This window comes from Caenispirillum bisanense, from assembly GCF_900230255.1.
Taxonomy (GTDB): domain Bacteria; phylum Pseudomonadota; class Alphaproteobacteria; order Rhodospirillales; family Rhodospirillaceae; genus Caenispirillum; species Caenispirillum bisanense_A.
Map to the genome: position 1 here is coordinate 197,288 of NZ_OCNJ01000001.1, position 20,782 is coordinate 218,069.

Below are 20,782 nucleotides of genomic sequence, written 5' to 3' on the forward strand. Positions count from 1 at the left end.
TGCGGGCCGCCGCCGGCCTACCGACATAGGGGCGCGCACCGGCCGGGCCGGGGCCGCCGCTGTGACAGGTTGGAGTGGTCAAGCCCCCGCAAGTGTGTTACCAACGCCCGAACCCTGGCGGATTTCGCCGGGTATTTGGCGTACCCGATCGAACCACCACCCAACACTTTGTGAATTTGAGGGACTGACGACATGAGCGACGTCGCCGAGCGCGTTAAGAAGATCGTGGTTGAGCACCTCGGTGTCGAGGAGGCCAAGGTCACCGAGAACGCCTCCTTCATCGACGACCTGGGCGCCGACAGCCTCGACACCGTCGAGCTGGTGATGGCGTTCGAGGAAGAGTTCGGCGTGGAAATTCCGGACGATGCGGCCGAGAAGATCCTGACCGTCAAGGACGCCATCGACTTCATCCAGGCGAACAAGAAGTAAGGTCGGGCGCGCTGCCGCAGGTTCGCTGACGGCGGCGCCACCCTCCTGCCGGCCCCCGCGCTCTGCGCGCATCGGGGCGAGAAACAGTTTTCGGGAGAGCCATGAGACGAGTTGTCGTCACCGGCGTCGGTATGGTCTCGCCGCTGGGTAGCGGCGTCGAAGGCAACTGGACCCGCCTCTTGAACAGCGAGAGCGGTATCCGGGCCATCGACCAGTTCGACGTTTCGGACCTGCCGGCCAAGATCGCCGGACTGGTTCCCAAGGGCGAAAACGATCTTCATCGTTTCGATGCCGATGCCTATGTCCCGGCCAAGGACCGGCGCCGCATGGACGAGTTCATCGTCTATGGCATGGCCGCCGCCATCCAGGCCGTCGAGGACAGCGGCTGGAAGCCGGACGACGATGAGGACCGTGAACGCACGGGCGTCATCATCGGCTCGGGCATCGGCGGCCTCAGCAACATCGCGGGCGCCGAGGATACCCTGGTCGCCGGCGGGCCGCGCAAGCTGAGCCCCTTCTTCATTCCGTCGTCGCTGATCAACCTGGTCTCCGGCCACCTGTCCATCAAGTACGGCTTCAAGGGCCCGAACCATGCGGTGGTCACGGCCTGCTCGACCGGCGCCCACGCCATCGGCGACGCCAGCCGCATCATCAAGTACGGCGACGCCGACGTGATGATCGCCGGTGGTGCCGAGGCCGCGGTGTGCCGTCTGGGCCTCGCCGGTTTCGCTTCGGCGCGCGCCCTGTCGACCGGCTTCAACGACACGCCGAGCCGCGGCTCGCGGCCGTGGGACAAGGACCGCGACGGATTCGTCATGGGCGAAGGCGCCGGTGTCCTGGTGCTCGAGGAATACGAGCACGCCAAGGCCCGCGGCGCCAAGATCTACGGCGAGGTGCTCGGCTACGGCATGTCCGGCGACGCCTACCACATCACGGCCCCAGCCGAGGACGGCAACGGCGGCTTCCGCGCCATGCGCAACGCGCTGCGCGACGCGAAGCTCGACGTCACCGCCGTCGACTACGTCAACGCCCACGGCACCTCGACGCCCCTCGGCGACGAGATCGAGCTGGGCGCGGTGAAGCGCCTGTTCGGCGATCACGCCTACAAGCTGTCCATGTCGTCGACCAAGTCGGCCATCGGGCACCTGCTGGGCGCCGCCGGCGCGGTGGAAGCCATCTACAGCCTGCTCGCCCTGCGCGACCAGGTGGCGCCGCCGACGCTGAACCTCGACAACCCGTCGGACGGCTGCGACATCGACCTGGTGGCCCACAAGCCCAAGGAACGTCGCATCGACGTCGCCGTGTCCAACAGCTTCGGCTTCGGTGGCACGAACGCGTCGCTGGTCCTCGGTCGCGCGCCCTGAGCGCCGGCCGGGACACGACCGACACCGCCATGACGGCCCGATAGGCGCATGCGTCTGATCCGCAGGCTGCTCTACATCGCGATCGCGCTGGTTTTCGCCGGCGCGATCGCGGCCGTTTCGGCCTGGTGGTGGGCCGACCGCACCTTCCATGCCCCGGGGCCGCTGGCCCAGGAGACGACGGTGGTGGTGCCGAAGGGCGCCGGCCTCGCCCGCATCGCCGCCCTGCTGGCGGACGCGGGCGTCATCACCGCCGACCAGCCGCACCGGCTGGTCTTCACCCTCGGCGTCAAGCAGTCGGGCAAGGCGGCGTCGCTGCACGCCGGCGAGTACCGTTTCCCCGCCGGTGCCTCCATGCAGGAGGTGCTGGACCTGCTGGCCGCCGGCAAGGTGGTGGTGCGCTCGCTCACCATCGCCGAGGGACTGACCTCGCCCGAGGTGCTCGCCGTGCTGGCGACGGCCGAGGGCCTGGACGGCGACCTGCCGGCCGAGACCCCGCCCACCGGCGCGCTCCTGCCCGAAACCTATCACTACACCCTCGGCGACCGCCGCGAAGCCATGGTCCGCCGCATGCGCGACGACATGCGCAAGGTGCTGGCCGACCTGTGGGAAACCCGCGCCGAGGGCCTGCCGCTGAAGACGCCGGAGGAGGCCGTGGTGCTCGCCTCCATCGTCGAGAAGGAGACCGGCGTGGCGGCGGAGCGTCCGCGCGTCGCCGCGGTGTTCCTCAACCGTCTGCGCAAGGGCATGCGGCTGCAATCGGACCCGACGGTGATCTACGGCCTCGACCCCGAGGACGGCGACCTGGGGCGGCCGCTCACCCGCGCCGACCTGGAAAGCGACACGCCCTACAACACCTACGTCATCGCCGGCCTGCCGCCGCGGCCCATCGCCAACCCCGGCAAGGCGGCACTGCAGGCGGTGCTCGACCCCATCGAGAGCGACGAATACTACTTCGTCGCCGACGGCACGGGCGGCCACGCCTTCGCGCGGACGCTGGACGAGCACAACCGCAACGTGGCCCGCTGGCGGCGCCTGCAACGATCGGCCGAGTGAGGCTGCTGCGGCGCGGCGACTCCCGACATTTCAAGGATCGTTGCGTAATCAATCCTATTGCCAGTAGGGCCAGGCTGCGGCATGATTCACGCAGAAGATGCGGCAACGCATCCTGCGGGGGTAAGTCGAGATGCGTAAGGCACTGATGACGGTCGTCATCGTCCTGGCCCTTGTCGTGGCCGTGGCGGTGACGCAGGTGGGGGTCTTCGTGGTGCCCGCGGGCGCCGCCGTGACGGCGTCCGAGCCGGTCGGCCCGGGCACCGTCTACATCGTGACGCGCGGCGCCGACATGCGCTTCGTCGACAGCGCCGACGCCATCTGCCGCCGGCAGTTCGCCCAGTCGGACGAGGGCTGCCGCGGGCTGGTGCGCAACTGGGTCATGCGCGAGACGCGCGTGCTGGCCGAACTTCCCTACAGCGAGACCCTGTGGCGCGTCGCCGCCGGCAGCGGCCGCTGACGGTGCGGCGGGTCTAGCCACCCTTCTTCGGCAGCCGGCGCGTGATGGCGTCCACCAGCCCGTCGGGCAGGGCGCCGCCGAGCCAGCTCGCCACGTACATGGGCCAGGGGAAGGCGATGCGGCCGCGGTCGCTGGCGAGGCCGCGGCGGATGAAGCGCGCGGCCTTGGGGGCGTCCATGAAGAACGGCATGGCGAAATCGTTCTGCGCCGTGATGCGGCTTTCGACGAACCCCGGGCAGATCACCGACACCCGCACTCCCTCCGGCGCCAGCCAGCCGCGCAGGGCCTCGCCCCACACCTTCACCGCCGCCTTGCTGGCGCAATAGGCCGGCGCGCCGGGGAAGCCGCGGAAGGCGGCCATGCTGCTGACCAGCGCCACCTGTCCGGCGCGGCGGGCGCGGAAACGCGGCAGCAGCGGCAGGACCGTGTTCATCACCCCGTCGACGTTCACCGCCATGATGCGGCGCGCCTGCTCCGCGCTTTCGCCGCCGGACCCGGCGGTGCCGGCCGAGATGCCAGCATTGGCGACCGCCAGGTCGAGCGGCCGGCGGTCGTCGAGGTCGTTCAGCCACGCCGCCATGGCCTCGGCGTCGGCGACGTCGATCATCCGCGGTTCCACCTCCGCGCCGCGGGCGCGGCAGGCGGCGGCGGCTTCGTCCAGGCGGGCGGCGTCGCGGCCGGTGAGGGCGAGGAAGACGCCGGGCGCGGCGTACTCCTCCGCCAGGGCCCGGCCGATGCCCGACGAGGCGCCGGTGACGACGATGGCCTGCGGGGTGGGGCTGCGGCTCATCGCGGTGCCTCCCAGGTTTCCGGCGGCGCGTCGCGGTCGTCCAGCACGGCGCGCAGCATGACCTCCAGCGGCGGCAGGTCGTTGCGCACGGCGCGCCACAGGATCACCGGGTCGACCGAGTGGTATTCGTGGATGAGCACGTGGCGCATCTCGGCCAGATTGCGCCAGGGGACCAGCGGGTGGCGCTCCTGGATCGGCTCGGGCATGCGGGCGGCCGCCTCGCCGACGATCTCCAGGTTGCGGGCGACGGCGTCGATGGTGCGCTGGTCGGCGGCGAAGGCGCCCTCGTCCATGCCCTCGGTATAGGAGCGGCAGCGGGCGATGGCTTCCAGCATGTCGTCGACGCGCACGCGCCAATCCTTGTAGGACATGGGGCAGGGGAGTCCGGAGTGAGGGTCAGACTACGCGCACGGCTTCGGCCAGGATGCGGCCCTTGATGCGCGGCTTCAGGTTGGCGGGGGTGACGAGGTCGACGGGCCGGCCGACGATGCTCTCCAGCACGTGCTTCAGTTCCACGAATTCCAGCATGCCGTCGGGGCGACCCTCCTGAAACTCCACCAGCAGGTCGACGTCGCTTTCGCGGCGGGCGGTGTTGCGCACGGTCGAGCCGAACAGGGCGAGCGAAGCGATGCCGAAGCGCTCCAGTTCGTGCAAGTTGCGCTTCAGGCGCCACAGCACTTCCTCGCGGCGCGCGGGGTTCGACTTGCGCAGGCGGCCGGCGTAGCGCTTCAGCGCGCCCACCCGGTCGCGCGGCACGGTGACGGTCAGTTCCGTCATCTCGGCCGGGCCGTTTTCGACTGACTGCCGGCGGCGCGGGCGGCGCGGTTTCTTGTGGAATCCTCGGGTCATGGCTTCATCCTAGCCGGCCCGGGCGGCGGCGCAAGGGGCGCCTCGCGGCTTGTTGGCGGCGGTGCGTCCCGGTATAACCCTCCCCACGTTTCCGCGACCGCCTGTTGAAGGACCCGCCGCCCGTGCCCATCGCCAGCATGACCGGCTTCGCCCGCGCCGAAGGCCCCGACCCCTCCCGCCCCGGCACCACCTGCACGTGGGAGGTGCGCAGCGTCAACGGCAAGGGCCTGGAAACCCGCTGGCGCATCCCCCCGGGCTACGACGGGCTGGAGATCGCCGTGCGCGACGCCGTCGCCAAGCGCTTCAAGCGCGGCAACGTCTCCGTCGCCCTGTCGGTGAACCGGCCCGAGGAGCAGCCGGCCTACCGTATCAACGAGGGGCTGCTGGATCAGGTGATGGCCGTCGCCCGCCACTGGCAGCAGCACCTGGGCGCCGACGCCGGCATCGCCCCGCCCCGCCTGGACGGCCTGCTCGCCCTGCGCGGCGTGCTGGAGCCGGTGGTGGAGTCCGAACCCGACGAGACGGCCCGCGACCGCCGCGACGCCGCCCTCATCGGCATCCTGGATCAGGCGCTGGCCAAGCTGGCCGACGCCCGCAACGCCGAAGGCGCGCGGCTGGAAGCGGTGCTCCTGGGCCAGCTCGACACCATCGCCGACCTGACGAAGCGGGCGGGCGAAACGGCGTCGCTGCGCCCCGAGGCGGTGAAGGCCCGCCTGCGCGAGCAGATCGCCGCCCTGCTCGATGCCCAGTCCCAGATCAGCGAGGACCGCCTGGCGACCGAACTGGCGCTGCTCGCCGTGAAGGCGGACGTGCGCGAGGAACTGGACCGCCTGACCGCCCACATCGAGCAGGCCCGCGAGATGATCGGCGAGGACAAGGGGCCGGTCGGCCGGCGCCTCGACTTCCTCTGCCAGGAGTTCAACCGCGAGGCCAACACGCTGTGCTCCAAGGCGCAGGATGTGGCGCTCACCCGCATCGGGCTGGACCTGAAGGCGGTGATCGACCAGTTCCGCGAGCAGGTCCAGAACATCGAATGACGGCAGCCCGCCTGCGCCGCATGCCACGATCCGAGGGGGACGCCCGACCATGACCGCCGCTCCGACCGACACCGCCGCCCCGGCCTCCGAGGCGGCCGCCGGCTCCGGCACCCGCATCCGCCGGCGCGGGCTGATGCTGGTGCTGTCGTCGCCCTCGGGCGCCGGCAAGACCACCATTTCGCGCGCCCTGCTGGAGCGCGACGACAACCTCGCCATGTCGGTCTCCGTCACCACGCGGCCGGCGCGGCCCGGCGAGGTGGACGGCCGCGACTACCACTTCATCGGCGTCGAGACCTACAAGCGCATGGTGGAGCGGTCGGAGTTGCTGGAGCACGCCCGCGTCTTCGACAACTTCTACGGCACCCCGCGCGGCCCGGTGATGGACAGCCTGACCGCCGGCCACGACGTGCTGTTCGACATCGACTGGCAGGGCACCCAGCAGCTCGCCGCCAATGCCCGCGACGACCTGGTCAGCGTCTTCATCCTGCCGCCGACGGTGGAGGAACTGGAACGCCGCCTGCGCGGCCGCGCCCAGGACCCGGAAGAGGTGGTGCGCAAGCGCATGGCCAAGGCCGCCGACGAGATGAGCCACTGGCCGGAATACGACTACGTCATCGTCAACACCGACGTCGAAAGCTCCATCCGCAGCGTCGCCGCCATCCTCCACGCCGAGCGCCTGAAGCGCGCCCGCCAGGTGGGCCTGGCCGAATTCGTCAACGGCATGCGCGGCGCCGAGGGGTGATTGCCGGCGAGGTGGTTCGGGCCTATCTTGGAAGGATCTCGCGCCAGGACCCGCCCATGCCCGACCGCACCGTCACCGTCGCCCTGGATGCCCGCCTCGCTGCGTTCGTGCAGCGGTTGGTGGACGAGGGGGCCCATCCCGACGCCGCCGCCGTCCTCCGCGCCGCGCTGGTGGAGTACGAGGCGGCGGGGGCAACTGCGGAACCGAAGCTGGAGTACGAGTCGTTGCCGGCTGCCTCGGCGGCGGCGCAAGACACGGTTCCGACCGAGGTCCTCCTGGACGTGCTGCGTCGCGCCGACGCCGATCTGGCCCGGGGGGCCTATACCGATCTCCGGTCGAGGGGCGACCTGGAAACCTACATGACCGGCCTGCGCGCCGAGGCCTCCATCCGCGCCGAGCGCAAGCGCCTCGCCCGCCGCCGTGCGTAAACTGCGCACGACGGCGGTCGCCGACGAGACCATCCTCGACATTCTCTCCTACAGCGAGGAGACGTTCGGCTCGCTCGCCGCCGACCGCTATCAGGCGCTCATCGTCTCGGCCTTGGACGACATCGCGACCGGCGCGTCCACGAGCCTCGTCCGCTGGCTGCGTTACGGCAGCCGGCGGCTCGGCCTCTACCATATCCGGCACAGCCGTACTGCCAGCGCCGCCGGTTCGCGTGTGAAGCGGCCTCGCCATCTGGTCTTCTTCGAGGTGACCGCCGACGAGATCATCGTCCTCGGCCTCGTCCATGAAACCATGGACCGCCCGCGCGCCCTGCGCCGGCTGCTCGACCCGGCGGCGGAGCCGGAAGCGGGCTGACGCAGCGGCCCTGGCCGAAATGGCGCTTTTCACGGGCGGCCGGGCGTCCTACCTGAGGGGCACTCGCCCGTTTCCGTTCCCACCTGGAGGATGCCGATGGAATACCTGCACACCATGGTGCGCGTCACCGACCTCGATGCGTCGCTGCGCTTCTACTGCGACCTGCTCGGCCTGCAGGAGGTCTCGCGCAAGGAAAGCGAGAAGGGCCGCTTCACCCTCGTCTTCCTCGCCGCGCCGCAGGACGTCGCCAAGGCGGGCCCGCAGGCCGGCGACAATGCCGCGACCTTCAACGTGCCGATGGTCGAACTGACCTACAACTGGGACCCGGAGGAGTACACCGGCGGTCGCAACTTCGGTCACCTGGCCTTCCGCGTCGACGACATCTACGCCGCCTGCCAGAAGCTGCAGGACGGCGGCGTCGTCATCAACCGGCCGCCGCGCGACGGCTACATGGCCTTCGTGCGCTCGCCCGACAACATCTCGGTGGAGCTGCTGCAGAGGGGCGAGCCGCTCGAGCCGCGCGAGCCCTGGGCGAGCATGCCCAACACCGGCACCTGGTAAGGCCGCCCGTCAGCCGACGGCGGCGCGGCTGCGCTGCGGCGGACGCGGCGGGGCCGCTGCCGCCGCCGGCGTATCGAGCAGCAGTGCCGTCTCGATCTTGAAGAAGCCGGCGATGGCGTCGCGCAGGCGGGCCATTTCCACCAGGCTCGCCACCCGGCCGTGCTGCTGCGCATCGCGGCACAGAACGGCGTGGCGGGCGAGGTCGCGGAAGCCGGCGGCCGCCGTCGCCGCCGCCCCCTTAATCGCCAGGAGCGATGCCTCGTCAGCGGCGGCGCGGATGCGCTCCAACTGGACCGGCACCAGCGCGTCGGCCATCTGCCCGCGGGCATAGAGCGCCTCCACCTCGTCCACCAGCCGCACGGCCAGCGTCGCCACCGCATGCAGGCGGTACTGCTCCAGGGTCGTGCGGGCGGTCGCCAGGGCCTCCGCCACCGTTTCCGACGACTGGCGGCGCAGAGCCTTGGCCTCCAGCACGTTGGGCGGCGTCAACTGCTGCGCCTTCGGGCCGTCGCGGTCGCGGGCGCGGCGGTCGGGGCCGACATAGTCGGCGCTGACCACGAAGGGCTTGCGCCCGTGGATGAGCTTTTCCATCCGGCCGTCCAGGTAACCCGTCGGCCAGGGGTGGATGAGCAGATCGTCGGCACCGCAGTCGATGCCGCGCCGCACGGTTTCAGGCGAGGCTTCCGACAGTACGGCGATAATGGGCGTGAAGGGATCCACCGAGGTGCGGCCGCGCCGGACGTCCTGGAAGTACTGCGAGGCCGGCCCGTCGGCGAGGTCCAGGGCGGCGAGCACGAGGTCCGGCTTGCGGCTTTCGCACAGGCTGCGCAGGTCGGCCAGATTGTCGCACCACTCGACCTCGCGGAAGCCGAGGTAGTGCAGGGTGGACCGGATGACCTGCCGCCGCTGCCCCTCGGGGTCGGCGACGACGGCCGTCACGTTGGAATAGAAGTAGGTGTGTGCCATGCCCAGATCCCCCTCCGGCCGCCGCGCCTCCACCAGGGAGGCGCCGGGTCCCACGCCGTTGGTCTGAGCAGACCTCATGCACTGGTATAGTGTCGAGGAGTCAAAAAGGATACGCGCACGCGCAACGGGATATTGCGGTTGCGAAGGCGCCGCAGGTCACAGGGCTCGCGCGATGGCGCAAAACTGCTCCACCGTGAGCTCTTCGGCCCGTGCCGTCGGGGCGACGCCTGCTGCGGCGCACAATGCCTCGCCGTCGCCGCCGAGGGATTTCAGGCTGGCCCGCAGCATCTTGCGACGCTGTCCGAAGGCGGCCGCGGTGACCCGTTCCAGGGTCGCGAAGTCGGCCTCGGCCAGCGGGGCGGTGCGCGGGGTCAGCGAGACCACGGTCGACACGATCTTGGGCGGCGGCGTGAAGGCGCGCGGGTTGATGTCGAACAGCGGCTCGACATGGCACAGCCACTGGGTGATGACGGACAGGCGGCCGTAGTCCTTGGTGCGCGGCTTGGCGACCAGGCGGTCCACCACCTCCTTCTGGAACATCAGCGTCATGCCGGCGATGGCGTCGAGCCGGTGCAGCCAGCCGATGAGCAGCGGCGTCGCCACGTTGTAGGGCAGGTTGGCGACGATGCGCCGGGGCGCCTCGCCGAGGCTCGCGACGTCGATCTCCAGCGCGTCGGCCTCGCGCACCTCCAGCCGGCCCGGCCAGCGGGCGGAGATTTCGGCCAGTGCCGGCATCACCCGCGGGTCGCGCTCGATGGCGATCACCTGGCGGGCGCCGGCCGCCAGCAGGGCGCGCGTCAGGCCGCCCGGGCCGGGGCCGATCTCGATCACCGTGCCCTGGTCGAGCGGCCCGGCGGAGCGCGCGATGCGGCCCGTCAGGTTGAGGTCGAGCAGGAAGTTCTGGCCGAGGCTCTTCTTGGCCGCCAGGTCGTGGCGGGCGATGACGTCGCGCAGCGGCGGCAGGCCGTCGAAGGCGAGGTCGGGGGTGCCGTCGTCGCTCACGATGCGGTGCTCCGGCGGGCGGCGGCCATCTCGCCCGCCATGCGCAGGGCGGCGACCAGGCTGGCGTCGTCGGCGGTGCCCGTGCCGGCGATGTCGAAGGCGGTGCCGTGGTCGGGCGAAGTGCGCACGAAGGGCAGGCCGAGGGTCACGTTGACGCCGCCGGCGAAGTCGATGGTCTTGAGCGGGATGAGCGCGTGGTCGTGGGTCATGCAGAGCGCGGCGTCGTAGCGGGCGCGGGCGGCGGCGTGGAACAGCGTGTCGGTCGGCGCCGGCCCGAAAGCGTCGATGCCCTCGGCCCGCAGGGCGGCGACCGCCGGGGCGATGACGTCGATTTCCTCCCGCCCCATGACGCCGCCTTCGCCGGCGTGCGGGTTGAGGGCGGCGACGGCCAGCCGCGGGCGCGCGATGGCGAAGTTGTCGCGCAGGCCGGCGGCGGTCAGGCGGCCGATCTCCACGATGGTCTCGGTGCGCAGGGACTCGACGGCCTCGCGCAAGGAGAGGTGGATGGTCACCGGCACCACCCGCAGCCCGGGGCAGGCGAGCATCATCACCGGCGTCACGCCGCCTGCCAGTTCGGCGAGGAACTCGGTGTGACCCGGGTGGGCGAAGCCGGCCGCCTTGAGCACCGCCTTGTTGATGGGGTTGGTGACGACGGCGCCGGCGCGGCCTTCGGTGGTCAGGCGCACCGCCCAGGCGATGGCCTCCAGCACGGCGGGGGCGTTGGCGGCGTCGGGCCGGCCCGGCTCCACGGCGGCGGGGAGGGCGAGCGGCAGCACCGGCAGGCCGTGGGGGAAGGCCTCCACCGCCTCTTCCGGCGCGGCGATGGGGCATACCGGCACGGTCAGGCCGAGGCGGCCGGCCAGGGCGCGCAGGCGGGCCGGGTCGTCGATGACGAAGAACGGCGGCAGCCCGGCGCCGGCGCGGCGGCCCCAGGCCTTCAGGGTGATGTCGCCGCCGATGCCGGCGGGCTCGCCCATGGTGAGGGCGAGGGGCGGAACCGTGGTCATGGCGTGCCTCTCCGGCGGGCGATGGGCCGCCGCCTCACAGACGGATGTCGATGAGGGCGGCGCGGCGCAGGTCGCGCAGACGGCGCTGGGCCAGCACCTCGAGCTTTTCGGTCTCGATTTCGCGGCGGATCTTGTCTTCGTCCAGCGCGCTCGATTCCTCGCGTTCGCAGACCATGACCACCACCTCGGCACCCGGCACCGGGACGACGCGGCTCGGCGTGTTCAGCGGCAGGTCGCGGATGGCGGTGGCGAGGGCGGGCGGCAGGTCGGTCATGGTCAGCGGGCCGAGACGGCCGGAGCCCGGTGTGCCGACTTCGGTCGCGATGGCGGCCATGGCGTCGCAGGTGGTGGCGGCGGCGGCGCGCTGGGCGACGGCGGCGCGCTGCTCCGCCGCCATGGCGCGGGCGCCGGTGGTCGGCAGCGAGACCTGCACGATCTGCATGGCGCCGCTGCCGGCCTGCTGCTCGCCGGCGACACGCTTGTCGCGCACCAGCAGGATGGTGTAGCCGGCGGCGGTGCGGACGGGATCGGACAGGCGGTTGCCCTCGGTGGCGGTCACCGCCTCGCGCAGTTCCGGCTCCAGCGTCGACAGCGGCGCCCAGCCCATGTCACCGCCCTTGGCCGCCGTCGGATCCTGGCTGAACTGCTGCGCCAGGGCGGCGAAGTTGGCGCCGCCGCGGATCTGCGACACCAGCCGGTCGGCGGCGTCGCGCACCTCGGCCTCGCGCAGCGGATCGTCCACCGGCAGGTAGATCTGCGCCAGCAGCGCCTCGGGCTTGCCGATGGCCTGCTGCAGCTGGTCCTGGCGGGCCTCGATCTCGGTGTCGCTGACGGTCACCTGACCGGACAGGGAACTGCGCACCACCTTGATCCAGGCGATTTCCGCGCGCACCTGGCGCTCGAAGGTGGAAGTCGGGATGCCGCGGCCCTGCAGCGACTGCAGGAAGGTGCCCGGCGCCATGCGGTTGCGGCTTTCCACCTGCCGGATGCCCTCGGCGATCTCGCTGTCGCTGACCTGGATGCCGAGGCGCTCGGCCTCCTGCAGCTTGAGCGTCTCGAGGATGAGGCCCTGCAGCACCTGCGGCAGCAGGCGCTGGCGCGTCTCCTGGCTGTCGGGCAGGTTGGAGGTGGCGATGACGAAGTCCATGCGCGCGATGATGTCGCGCAGCGAAATGACGTCGTCGTTCACCACCGCGGCGATGCGCTGGATGGACTGAGCCGCCGCCGGCGGGGCCAGCAGGGCATTGCCCGCCGGCATCACCGGGGCCGCCAGCAGGGCCGCGAGAGCGAGGGCCGAGGCGGCCGCGATCCGGCGGGCGGGGCGGCGGGTCGGGTGTGCCGTGCGGATGCTGAAGGTCATGGGGTCGTCCGTTTCCTCGGGCCGGCTGGGGTGGATCACTCGCCGAAACCGGCTTCGACGGAGCCGAAGTCCAGTTCGCCGAGCGTCTTGAACACGACGCGGAACATGATCTCGGTGCCGCCTTCGTAGTCGCGGTCTTCTGTGGCGTCGTTGCTGATGGTGGCGAAGGCGGTGAAGCATTCGTCGTCGTAGATGGCGCCGAAGCTGGTCTGGAGAGGTTCGTCGGCTTCGGCGCTGGTAATGTTGAGGGTGGTCGCGCCGAACAGGGACCAGTTGCGCAGGATTCTCGATTGGGCCGCAAGCGTCACCTGCTCGCGCTCGCCGATGCTCTCCGTCATCCACGGGTCCGGCGACGCTTGCAGGTATCCCACCGACACGGTGAGGACGGGGCTGCCGGCGGTCGCCACGACCTCCTGCTGGCGCATCTCGAAGTCGTCCTGATCGAGGCGGAAGCGGTAGTCGAGGTTCAGCCACGGAGCGACGTCCATGGCGACGCGCCCCACGTAATCCGACGCCCCGCCGTCCTCGCTGCCGAAGGCGGTCATCTTGTCGTCGAAATGGTAGGCCTGGCCGAACAGCAGCGACAGGCTTTCGCCTTCCGGCCAATAGGCGGTCCACTTCAGGCCGTAGTTGACCCGCGCGCCGGTCTCGACCCGATCCCAGCCGGCGAAGCGGTTGCGGTCGAACAGGTTGGCGGCGTCGAACTCGAAGTCGCGGCTGTCCTCGTTCGGGATCTCGTCGTTGTTGGCGTCCTCGGGGCTGAAGTAGGCCGAGGCCATGGGCTCCAGCACCTCGCGGAACCAGCCGTTGTCGCGCGTCACCGGCCACCGCCACGTCACGCCCGCCGTCGGCACGAAACGGCCGGCGAAGCCGTCGTTGATGGCGGGGTTGGTCGGAACGCGTGCGTCGTCCACACCGAGGCTGTAGCCGTCGGTCCGAAGGGCGACCATGAATTCGGTCACGTCGCCGAGCGAGCCGTAGTAGGGGTAGTGGATGGCAGTCTCGACACCGGCGCGGCGGGAGTCTATGCCGTCCTCGCGGGTCAGAGCGGTGCCGGCGGCGTCGAAGGTCCACCAGGCGCCGCTTTCGAACGGTCGGCTGACGAAGGAATAGGTCAGGTCCGGCAGGACCACGGGCACCTCGTCGATGTCCGTCGCCTCTCGCAATTCCTGAAAGTACAGGCCGCGGGCGCGGGCGTAGGACCGCCGTCCGAAGCCCTCCAGGAAGGCCTCGCTGACCAGCCAGGCGTCACTGGTGTCGCCATAGCGGTACTTGCGCTGATAGGTGCCGTCCGACGCCAGTTCGGCGTCCCAGCCACCGCGCCAGGTATTGTCGAAGTGCCACATCAGGGTGGTGTCGAGGTGGCCACGGGTCTGCCCGTCCGCATCCCGCGTGATGCTGCCCGCCGCGTCGAGCGCGCCCGAGGAATAGAGGCCGCTGTAGGCGCCTTCGAACACCGGGCCTTCGACGCCCGTCCAGCGCAGCGCCACCTCGGCGTCCTGCTGGCCGTCGATGACGATGTAGTAGGGGATCGTCACCTGCGCGCCGAGGTCGCTGTTGTAGCTGTAGGACGGTGGCATGAAGCCCGACTTGCGCTTCACCGTCGGATCGGGATGCGACAGGTAGGGCGTGTAGAACACCGGCAGGCCCGCGAACTCCATCCAGGCGTCGCGGTAGTAGACCATCTTTTCCGCTTCGTCGTGGGTGATGCGGTCGGCCCGCAGGCGCCACAGCGGGGCGGCGTTCGGGTCCTCGCACGGGTCGCAGGCGGTGTAGATGGCCTCGCGCATGGTGTTGACGTCGTTTTCGCGCGTCAGCAGCTCGCCGGTGGCGCGCGAGCGGTCCGCCAGCAGGAGCGTCGCCTCGCGGGCGAAGCCTTCCTTCATGTCGCCGGTCAGCTCGGCGAAGTCGAAGAACGAGACGGTGCCGTCGGTGTCGACCACCACCACGTCGCCCTCGGCGGTGACGCGGTCGGCGACGGTGTCGTAGCGCACCGTGTCGGCGCGCAGCACCCGGCCTTCGTAGACGAGTTCCACCTTGCCGCGGGCGGTGACCACCTCGGCATCGTCGTCGTAGCTCAGTTCCTCGGCGACCACCGAGGTGCGCGGCTCGCCGGCCGCCGTCGGCGGCACCTGCGGCGGCGTGTAGGGGCGCGGCAGGTTGCCGAATTCGGGTCGGCGGATCAGGCTTTCCATCCCGGCGCCCGGCAGCCGGGCGCCGGAGCGGGCCTGGCGGATGGGGGCGGAGTCGTCACGCGGCGGCGGATTGTCGAACACCGGGTCGGAGGTCGGGCGCGGCGTCGCCATGGGGGCCGCGCCGGCGCCGAGCGCCTCGGCCGGCGGTGCGACGAGCGGCGGAACGGCCGGCGCCGGTGCCGGCTCGGCGGCGACCTGCTGCACCACCACCGGGCGCGCGGTCATGGGCGGGGCCCAGGGCGCCGTCGGGGCCGTCGGCGCCACGCCGGGCGTCGCGGGCGCGACGAGGGGAGCCGTCGCGGGTGCGACGAGGGGAGCCGTCGCGGGTGCGGCGAGAGGCGCCGCCGCGGTGGTCCCCGCTTCCCACAGCGGTCGCGACGGCTGCCAGCCGCTGCCCACGGGCGTCGCGGCAGAGGCCGCGGGCGCCGCCAGCAGGGCGGCGACGCCGGCGGTGAGGGTGAGCGGCCGCGGCGACCGTCGGAGCATCACGCTTCTCCCTGGGGCACGGCGGGGCCGATGGGGCCGGCCACGGCGCGTGTCGAACGATAGAGGACGGCGGCGGCGATCACGCCCGGCACGATCGCCACGCCGTAGATGAGCGGCATCAGGGCTTCCGACGTGGCCGCGCCGTTGATGGCGGCGAGGCCCATGACCTGCACGCCGACCATGGCCGCGACGGCGGTCAGCACCCGGGCGCCGTGGCCGCGGCGGTTGAAGGCGCCGGTCAGCATGGCGGCGCAGGCGATGAGGGCGAAGGACAGGTTGAACAGCGGGCTCGACAGCCGCTGGTGGGCCTCGGCATGGAACTTGCGCACGTCCTCCTCGCCGAGCTCGGAGTTCTCGGTGGAGATGGCGAGGAGTTCGTCGGTCATGCGCTCGCGGGCGTCGCGGAAGCGGGGTCCGGCCTCGCCGCCGATCTTGCCCAGTTCCAACACGTGGCGGTCGAAGTAGAGCAGCGACATGCGCCCGGTGCCTTCCTCGACCTCCTGCCGGTTGCCCGTCTCCATGAGCACGCGGGCACCCTCGGGCGTGTTCAGCAGGGCGCCGCGGTCGGCCATGATGGTGACGGGGCGGGCCGGCTCGCGGTTGTCGTGCAGCAGGATTCCGAGCAGCTCGTCGTCGGGGCCGCGCTCGCGCACGTAGACGGTCAGGCCGGGCTCGATCTCGGTGAAGGCGCCTTCCTGCACCAGCACCTGGGTCAGGTCGTTGCGCACCTGCCAGCGCATCTCGCGGAAGGTCTCCACCGACTTGGGCGCGATGTAGAGCGTCAGGCCGTAGCACAGGCCGGTCAGCACCAGGGCCACCAGCAGGGCCGGCTTGGCGAGGCCGAAGGGGCCGAGGCCGACGGCCCGCATCACCACCAGCTCGCGGTCACCGTTGAGGCGGTTGTAGGTGAACAGGATCACCGCGAAGAGGGCGATGGGGAACACGATCACCAGGAAGCTCGGCATGAGCAGCATGGTCATCTTCACGAAGACGCCCAGCCCGAGGCCCTTGCTGATGATCATTTCCACCAGGCGCAGCGACTGCGTCAACCACAGCACGACCGCCAGACCCGCCGATACGAGCAGGGTCCCGAGCGCGAGCTGGCGGAGGATGTAGCGTGTGATCAGTCGCATGGCGCGCGGATTATAGGGGGAGGCAGGCGGCGGAAACCAGCGGGAAATGCCTGCCGCGGCGGCGTCGCGTCAAGTCGATTTACGCCATCAGGTTCTGTGAGTTCCAGAGCGATCGCGCTATAGTGGATGACCGCCCGCCCGAGTCCATTCTGGTAGACGCTCCGCCATGACCAGCACGGCCCCCGACCCCGACAGCGTTCCCGGCGAGGGCCATGCCGAGCCGCCAGCGGCGGGCGAGCACCCCGCGACACCGGAGGCGGCGGATGCCGAGCATCGCCTCGCCCGGCGGCGCCGACGCCGGGCCCATGCCCGTCGTTTGCGGCGGCGCCGGCGCCACCTGATGTCGGCGGCGGTCATCGGCGTGCTGGTGGGCATCGTGGGCGCCGCGGCCGGCGTCGTCGGGGCGGTCAGCTTCGTCGGCTCGGGCCGGGAGGATGCGGCTGCGGTGGCCGAAGCGCAGGCGGAGGCGGAATTTCTCGGCGTCTGTCAGGCCCAGCTGCACGACATCGATTGCGGCTGCCTGTGGCGCGACGCCCGCCCCGCCTTCCTGCCCGATGCCCGCGACGAGGTGATCACCCTGATCGCCGACCGCAAGACCATGCCGCTGCGTGTCCAGCGCATCCGCACGGAACGCCTGCTCGGCCCCGAACTGGCCAAGATGGTGTGGGGCGCCGCCTACTACTGCGGCAGGCGTTGAGCGGTCGCCTCGGGCCGGCGCAGCAGGCGCACCAGCACCACCACCGCCGACAGGACCGCGAGCGCCCCCAACTGGTGGGCGACGCCGAGGGTGGTCGGCACCACCAGCAGCAGCGTGGCGATGCCGAGCGTCATCTGCCCGACCGCCAGCGCGGCCACGACCAGCGCCGCCGTCCGCGCCCGCGCCGGCAGGGCATCGCCGAGGCGCAGTGCCCAGGCGGCCAGACCGAGCGCGAGGGCGACCAGCGTCACCGCCAGCAGCCGGTGCTGGAACTGCACCGTGGTCACGTTGTCCAGGTGGTTCACCCACCAGGGCGCGTGCAGGTGCAATCCCTTGGGTACCAGGCGGCCGTCCATGAGGGGGAAGGTGTTGTAGGTCAGCCCCGCGTCGAGGCCGGCCACCAGCGCCCCCGACAGGGCGACGGCGAAGACGTACACGCCGAAGGTCCGCGCCGCCGCGGCGAAACGCCGGGCGCCGACGGCGACGACGGCGCGGCCTTCGTTCAGCCACAGGTCGAGGGCGAGGCGCAGCATCAGCACCAGGATCAGGAAGGCGAGGCCGAGGTGGGCGGCCAGCCGCACCGGGCTCACCATGGGCTGGTCGACGAGGCCGCTCCTGACCATCAGCCAGCCCACCAGCCCCTGCATGCCGCCCAGCACGAACAGCCCGCCGAGCCGCAAGGCCAGCGGCCGGTCGATGGCGCCGCGCACCAGGAACCACAGGAAGGGCAGGGCGAAGACCACGCCGATGGCGCGGCCCCACAGGCGATGCAGATACTCCAGCCAGAAGATGCCTTTGAACTCGGCCAGCGTCATGCCGTAGTTCTTCTTCTGGTACTCGGGAAACTGGCGGTATTTGTCGAAGGTCGCCTGCCACTCGGGCTCGGTCAGCGGCGGCAGCACGGTCAGCGGCTGCCACTCCACCATGGACAGGCCGGAGTCGGTGAGCCGCGTCGCACCGCCGAGCCCGACCATGACCGTCACCATGCCGCACAGCACGAACAGCCATACCGCCACCGCCCGCCGCCGCCCGGCCGCGCGCCGGTCGGTCTGCGGGCCGGAGGGAAGGTCGAGGGCGATCGACGACTGCATGCGCTGCTGCCTCCCGGGCGGTGCCTCCACTGCCGCCGATGATGAAACGCCCGCTGCCGCCCGTCAAAGGGAAAGCCGAGCGGGGGTGTCGGGTATGGCGTGCGCCTTGGCGATCCAATGCAAATGCATTACTTTCTCTGCCTGTGCCCCTTGGAGCCTTCGTCATGACGATCATCGAAGTGGAAGCCACCGTCACCGAACGCGGTCAGACGACGGTTCCGGCCGCCATCCGCAATGTCCTGCGGCTGGGCAAGCGGGATGCCATCGTCTTTCGCGCCTTGGACGACGGCACCGTGGTGGTCGCCCGCAAGGAGCCGGACGTGGAGGTGGAGGATGCCGACCCCGTCCTCGGCCGCTTCCTCGATTTCCTGGAGCAGGACATGGCCCGGCGGCCCGACCGGCTGGTGATGCCCGACGCCGATTTCGAGCGCCGCCTGAGGGAGGCCGTCGCCGGGGTGGCGGTGGACCTCGACGCGCCGCTGCCCGACGACGATGAAGACGGCGAGCCCGACCGGTGAGGCGCACGCCGCTGACTGCCAACGGGTGGCGGCTGGCCTTCCACCCCCTGCTGCTCGATCACCTGGAGGACCTGCTGGTGCAGGTGGACCGGGCGCGGGCGCGCGATCCCGAGGGCTGGATGCATCGGCGCAGCGCCCGGATGTTGGCGGGGCTGGTCCGCCTGATCTTGGACGACATTCCGTCGGACCCGACGCGCGACGCCTATCGCCAGGGCAACACCCTGGGCGGCACCCACCGTCATTGGTTCCGCGCCAAGCTGTTCCAGCGCTATCGCCTGTTCTTCCGCTACCGGGCGGCGGAGCGGATCATCGTCTATGCGTGGGTCAACGACGACGACGGGCAACGGGCGGCCGGCAGCCGCAACGACCCCTACGCCGTGTTCCGCCACATGCTCTCCAGCGGTCGCCCACCGGACGACTGGGAGACCTTGCTGACCGAGGCGAGCGAGGCCGACGCGCGGGCGCGCCGGGTCCTGGCTGCCGCCACCCCGCCCGAATCCGTTTGAGTCGCTTCCCCTGCGGGTATAAAAGACCTCGGTCGTATTTCTCCGAGAGACCGGCCGGCCCCATCCCATGAACGAATTCACCAAGCCCGCGGCGATCCTGTCGTCGGATCTTCCCATGGTCCCCGACCTGTCGGTCGTGGTGCCCGTGAAGAACGAGGCGGAGAACATCCTGCCGCTGGTGCAGGAGATCCACGCCGCCCTCGAGAACTTCATCGATTTCGAGGTGGTCTACGTCGACGACGGGTCCGACGACGACACGCCGGCCCGCTTGCGCGACGCGCAAGGGCAGTTCCCGCGCCTGCGCGTGGTGCGCCACGCCCGCAGCTGCGGCCAGAGCCAGGCGGTGGCGTCCGGCGTGAAATTCGCCCGCGGCGCCTGGATCGCGACGCTCGACGGCGACGGCCAGAACGATCCGGCCGACATCCCCGCCATGATCCGCCGCCGCGACCAGGAAGCCGCCGCCTCGGCCTCCGACGCCGCCCTGGTGATGATCGCCGGGCACCGCCAAAAGCGGCAGGACACCTTCCTCCGCCGCCTGTCGTCCAAGGTCGCCAACGGCGTGCGCTCGGGCCTGCTGAAGGACTCGACGCCCGACAGCGGCTGCGGTCTGAAGCTGTTCGCCCGCCAGACCTTCCTCGATTTCCCGCGGTTCGACCACATGCACCGCTTCCTGCCGGCGCTGATGATCCGGGCCGGCGGCAAGGTGGTCAGCGTGCGCGTCAACCACCGCCCGCGCGAGCGCGGCGTGTCCAAGTACGGCCTGTGGAACCGCCTGTGGGTCGGCATCGTCGACCTGTTCGGCGTCGCCTGGCTGCAGGCGCGCGCCCGCCGGCCGGTGATCGAGCACCACGACTGACCGCGGCCGGATGACATCCACCCCTCCCGACTCCGACGACGGCACCGGCGACGACGAGGCCGGCGGCGGCGGCTCCAGCCTGAAGCCCCTGCTCAAGGGCCTGGTGATGATCGCCGGGCTGGTCGCCATCGGCTATGCCGCCCGCGCCCTCGGCGTGGTGGAGATGCTCGACCCGCAGTGGCTCGACACGCAGGTGAAGGGCCGCGGCTTCTGGGGCGAGGTGGTGTTCGTCGCCGCCGGCGCCGCGCTCACCGGCGTCGGCCTGCCGCGCCAGCTGGTGGCCTTCGGCGGCGGCTACGCCTTCGGGCTGTGGGAGGGTACGGCCTGGGCGCTGCTGGCCCAGACGCTCGGATGCGCCGCCGCCTTCTGGTACGCCCGCCTGTTCGGCCGCGATTTCGTGCGCCACCGTTTCGGCGCCCGCATCGCCAAGGTGGACGGCTTCCTGCGCGGCAATCCCTTCACCATGACGCTGCTCATCCGCTTCCTGCCGGTCGGGTCCAACGTGGTGACCAACCTGGCCGCCGGCGTGACCAGCGTCGGCGCCCGGCCGTTCCTGGCCGGGTCCATCCTCGGCTACCTGCCGCAGACGGTGATCTTCGCCCTGCTCGGCAGCGGCATCCACGTGGAGCCGGAGCTGCGCATCACGCTTTCGGTGGTGCTGTTCGTCGCCTCGGGCGTGCTCGGGGTGTGGCTGTGGCGGCGCATCCGCCGCCAGCGACGCCGCGACAAGGCCGCCGGCCAGGGCTGAGCCCTGCCACTCATGGCGCAGTCGGGCCGATGTAACAGGCGCACGCTTGACAGACGCCTCTCATCCGCATACCTGTGTTGGCACTCACCGGGCGGGAGTGCTAACGGCGGCTCCCGATCCCCGCATCGTTTCGT

General features: G+C 71.1%; 24 protein-coding genes. 14 read left to right on the forward strand and 10 right to left on the reverse strand.

The features are described from left to right. The first annotated feature begins 192 nt into the window (after nucleotides 1-192). The 4 genes from CRP50_RS00985 (at nucleotide 193) to CRP50_RS01000 (ending at nucleotide 3,303) form a co-directional block, all read left to right on the forward strand. A complete protein-coding gene (locus tag CRP50_RS00985; RefSeq protein WP_097277113.1) occupies nucleotides 193-429 on the forward strand; it encodes an acyl carrier protein in 237 nt (78 codons plus the stop codon). 101 nt (nucleotides 430-530) lie between these two features. Then, nucleotides 531-1,793 carry a beta-ketoacyl-ACP synthase II gene (fabF, locus tag CRP50_RS00990; RefSeq protein ID WP_097277114.1) on the forward strand — a complete coding sequence of 421 codons (1,263 nt, stop codon included), beginning with the start codon at nucleotides 531-533 and terminating at the stop codon, nucleotides 1,791-1,793. Nucleotides 1,794-1,841: 48 nt separating this feature from the next. Continuing rightward, on the forward strand, nucleotides 1,842-2,846 hold the full coding sequence (gene mltG / locus CRP50_RS00995; protein ID WP_097277115.1) for an endolytic transglycosylase MltG: 1,005 nt from the start codon (nucleotides 1,842-1,844) through the stop codon (nucleotides 2,844-2,846). Nucleotides 2,847-2,976: 130 nt separating this feature from the next. Further along, entirely contained in the window at nucleotides 2,977-3,303 is a 327-nt protein-coding gene (locus CRP50_RS01000) for a hypothetical protein (protein ID WP_141415043.1), read from the forward strand. 13 nt (nucleotides 3,304-3,316) lie between these two features. On the opposite strand, the gene CRP50_RS01005 is transcribed toward CRP50_RS01000, so the two are convergent. Genes CRP50_RS01005 through CRP50_RS01015 form a run of 3 tightly spaced genes read right to left on the reverse strand, consistent with a single transcriptional unit; the run spans nucleotide 3,317 to nucleotide 4,942 of the window. Beyond that, nucleotides 3,317-4,093, reverse strand: coding sequence for an SDR family NAD(P)-dependent oxidoreductase (locus tag CRP50_RS01005; RefSeq protein ID WP_097277117.1), 777 nt, complete (start codon nucleotides 4,091-4,093; stop codon nucleotides 3,317-3,319). Beyond that, nucleotides 4,090-4,464: a DUF86 domain-containing protein gene (locus CRP50_RS01010; protein WP_097277118.1), complete on the reverse strand. Its 375-nt coding sequence runs from the start codon at nucleotides 4,462-4,464 to the stop codon at nucleotides 4,090-4,092. Before CRP50_RS01010 ends, CRP50_RS01005 begins: the two co-directional genes overlap by 4 nt. Nucleotides 4,465-4,489: 25 nt before the next feature. Further along, on the reverse strand, nucleotides 4,490-4,942 hold the full coding sequence (locus tag CRP50_RS01015; protein ID WP_245913323.1) for a nucleotidyltransferase family protein: 453 nt from the start codon (nucleotides 4,940-4,942) through the stop codon (nucleotides 4,490-4,492). A gap of 122 nt (nucleotides 4,943-5,064) precedes the next feature. On the opposite strand from CRP50_RS01015, the gene CRP50_RS01020 reads away from it, so the two are divergent. From CRP50_RS01020 to CRP50_RS01040, 5 genes are all read left to right on the forward strand, one after another. After that, the gene (locus tag CRP50_RS01020) at nucleotides 5,065-5,979 is read left to right on the forward strand and encodes a YicC/YloC family endoribonuclease (RefSeq protein ID WP_097277119.1); all 915 of its coding nucleotides are present in this window, start codon (nucleotides 5,065-5,067) and stop codon (nucleotides 5,977-5,979) included. Between the two features lie 133 nt (nucleotides 5,980-6,112). Then, nucleotides 6,113-6,721 carry a guanylate kinase gene (gene gmk, locus CRP50_RS01025; protein WP_245913353.1) on the forward strand — a complete coding sequence of 203 codons (609 nt, stop codon included), beginning with the start codon at nucleotides 6,113-6,115 and terminating at the stop codon, nucleotides 6,719-6,721. Between the two features lie 56 nt (nucleotides 6,722-6,777). Beyond that, nucleotides 6,778-7,149: a hypothetical protein gene (locus CRP50_RS01030; RefSeq protein ID WP_097277121.1), complete on the forward strand. Its 372-nt coding sequence runs from the start codon at nucleotides 6,778-6,780 to the stop codon at nucleotides 7,147-7,149. Then, nucleotides 7,142-7,522: a type II toxin-antitoxin system RelE/ParE family toxin gene (locus CRP50_RS01035; protein ID WP_097277122.1), complete on the forward strand. Its 381-nt coding sequence runs from the start codon at nucleotides 7,142-7,144 to the stop codon at nucleotides 7,520-7,522. Before CRP50_RS01030 ends, CRP50_RS01035 begins: the two co-directional genes overlap by 8 nt. A gap of 96 nt (nucleotides 7,523-7,618) precedes the next feature. Continuing rightward, nucleotides 7,619-8,083, forward strand: coding sequence for a VOC family protein (locus CRP50_RS01040; RefSeq protein ID WP_097277123.1), 465 nt, complete (start codon nucleotides 7,619-7,621; stop codon nucleotides 8,081-8,083). A 9-nt stretch (nucleotides 8,084-8,092) separates the two neighbouring features. Here the strand turns inward: CRP50_RS01040 and CRP50_RS01045 are convergent, their stop codons facing one another. The 6 genes from CRP50_RS01045 to lptF all read right to left on the reverse strand — a co-directional run bounded on the left by CRP50_RS01045 (nucleotide 8,093) and on the right by lptF (nucleotide 16,232). Then, on the reverse strand, nucleotides 8,093-9,049 hold the full coding sequence (locus CRP50_RS01045) for a response regulator (RefSeq protein ID WP_176524970.1): 957 nt from the start codon (nucleotides 9,047-9,049) through the stop codon (nucleotides 8,093-8,095). Between the two features lie 156 nt (nucleotides 9,050-9,205). Continuing rightward, entirely contained in the window at nucleotides 9,206-10,051 is an 846-nt protein-coding gene (rsmA, locus tag CRP50_RS01050; RefSeq protein ID WP_245913324.1) for a 16S rRNA (adenine(1518)-N(6)/adenine(1519)-N(6))-dimethyltransferase RsmA, read from the reverse strand. Beyond that, the gene (gene pdxA, locus CRP50_RS01055) at nucleotides 10,048-11,058 is read right to left on the reverse strand and encodes a 4-hydroxythreonine-4-phosphate dehydrogenase PdxA (protein ID WP_097277125.1); all 1,011 of its coding nucleotides are present in this window, start codon (nucleotides 11,056-11,058) and stop codon (nucleotides 10,048-10,050) included. The genes rsmA and pdxA overlap by 4 nt, the downstream gene beginning before the upstream one ends. A 34-nt stretch (nucleotides 11,059-11,092) precedes the next feature. Next, nucleotides 11,093-12,418: a peptidylprolyl isomerase gene (locus tag CRP50_RS01060; protein WP_101613933.1), complete on the reverse strand. Its 1,326-nt coding sequence runs from the start codon at nucleotides 12,416-12,418 to the stop codon at nucleotides 11,093-11,095. 35 nt (nucleotides 12,419-12,453) lie between these two features. Continuing rightward, complete coding sequence (gene lptD, locus CRP50_RS01065; RefSeq protein WP_097277127.1) at nucleotides 12,454-15,099, reverse strand: LPS-assembly protein LptD; 2,646 nt, start codon at nucleotides 15,097-15,099, stop codon at nucleotides 12,454-12,456. Then, on the reverse strand, nucleotides 15,099-16,232 hold the full coding sequence (lptF, locus tag CRP50_RS01070; RefSeq protein WP_245913325.1) for an LPS export ABC transporter permease LptF: 1,134 nt from the start codon (nucleotides 16,230-16,232) through the stop codon (nucleotides 15,099-15,101). The genes lptD and lptF overlap by 1 nt, the downstream gene beginning before the upstream one ends. Nucleotides 16,233-16,398: 166 nt before the next feature. Here lptF and CRP50_RS01075 point away from each other — a divergent pair, with 166 nt between their 5' ends. Then, a complete protein-coding gene (locus tag CRP50_RS01075; protein ID WP_141415044.1) occupies nucleotides 16,399-16,929 on the forward strand; it encodes a hypothetical protein in 531 nt (176 codons plus the stop codon). On the opposite strand, the gene CRP50_RS01080 is transcribed toward CRP50_RS01075, so the two are convergent. Further along, complete coding sequence (locus CRP50_RS01080; RefSeq protein ID WP_097277129.1) at nucleotides 16,911-18,020, reverse strand: COX15/CtaA family protein; 1,110 nt, start codon at nucleotides 18,018-18,020, stop codon at nucleotides 16,911-16,913. The two genes, CRP50_RS01075 and CRP50_RS01080, sit on opposite strands and share 19 nt — an antisense overlap. Before the next feature lie 164 nt (nucleotides 18,021-18,184). Between CRP50_RS01080 and CRP50_RS01085 the strand changes: the two genes are divergently transcribed. From CRP50_RS01085 to CRP50_RS01100, 4 genes are all read left to right on the forward strand, one after another. Next, nucleotides 18,185-18,538 (forward strand): type II toxin-antitoxin system PrlF family antitoxin, encoded by a 354-nt coding sequence (locus CRP50_RS01085; protein WP_097277130.1) that lies wholly within the window; start codon nucleotides 18,185-18,187, stop codon nucleotides 18,536-18,538. Continuing rightward, entirely contained in the window at nucleotides 18,535-19,044 is a 510-nt protein-coding gene (locus CRP50_RS01090; RefSeq protein ID WP_097277131.1) for a type II toxin-antitoxin system YhaV family toxin, read from the forward strand. The genes CRP50_RS01085 and CRP50_RS01090 overlap by 4 nt, the downstream gene beginning before the upstream one ends. A gap of 67 nt (nucleotides 19,045-19,111) precedes the next feature. After that, nucleotides 19,112-19,900, forward strand: coding sequence for a glycosyltransferase family 2 protein (locus tag CRP50_RS01095; protein ID WP_176524971.1), 789 nt, complete (start codon nucleotides 19,112-19,114; stop codon nucleotides 19,898-19,900). 10 nt (nucleotides 19,901-19,910) lie between these two features. Beyond that, nucleotides 19,911-20,648, forward strand: a complete 738-nt coding sequence (locus CRP50_RS01100) for a TVP38/TMEM64 family protein (protein ID WP_097277132.1) — start codon at nucleotides 19,911-19,913, stop codon at nucleotides 20,646-20,648. Nucleotides 20,649-20,782 lie beyond the last annotated feature (134 nt).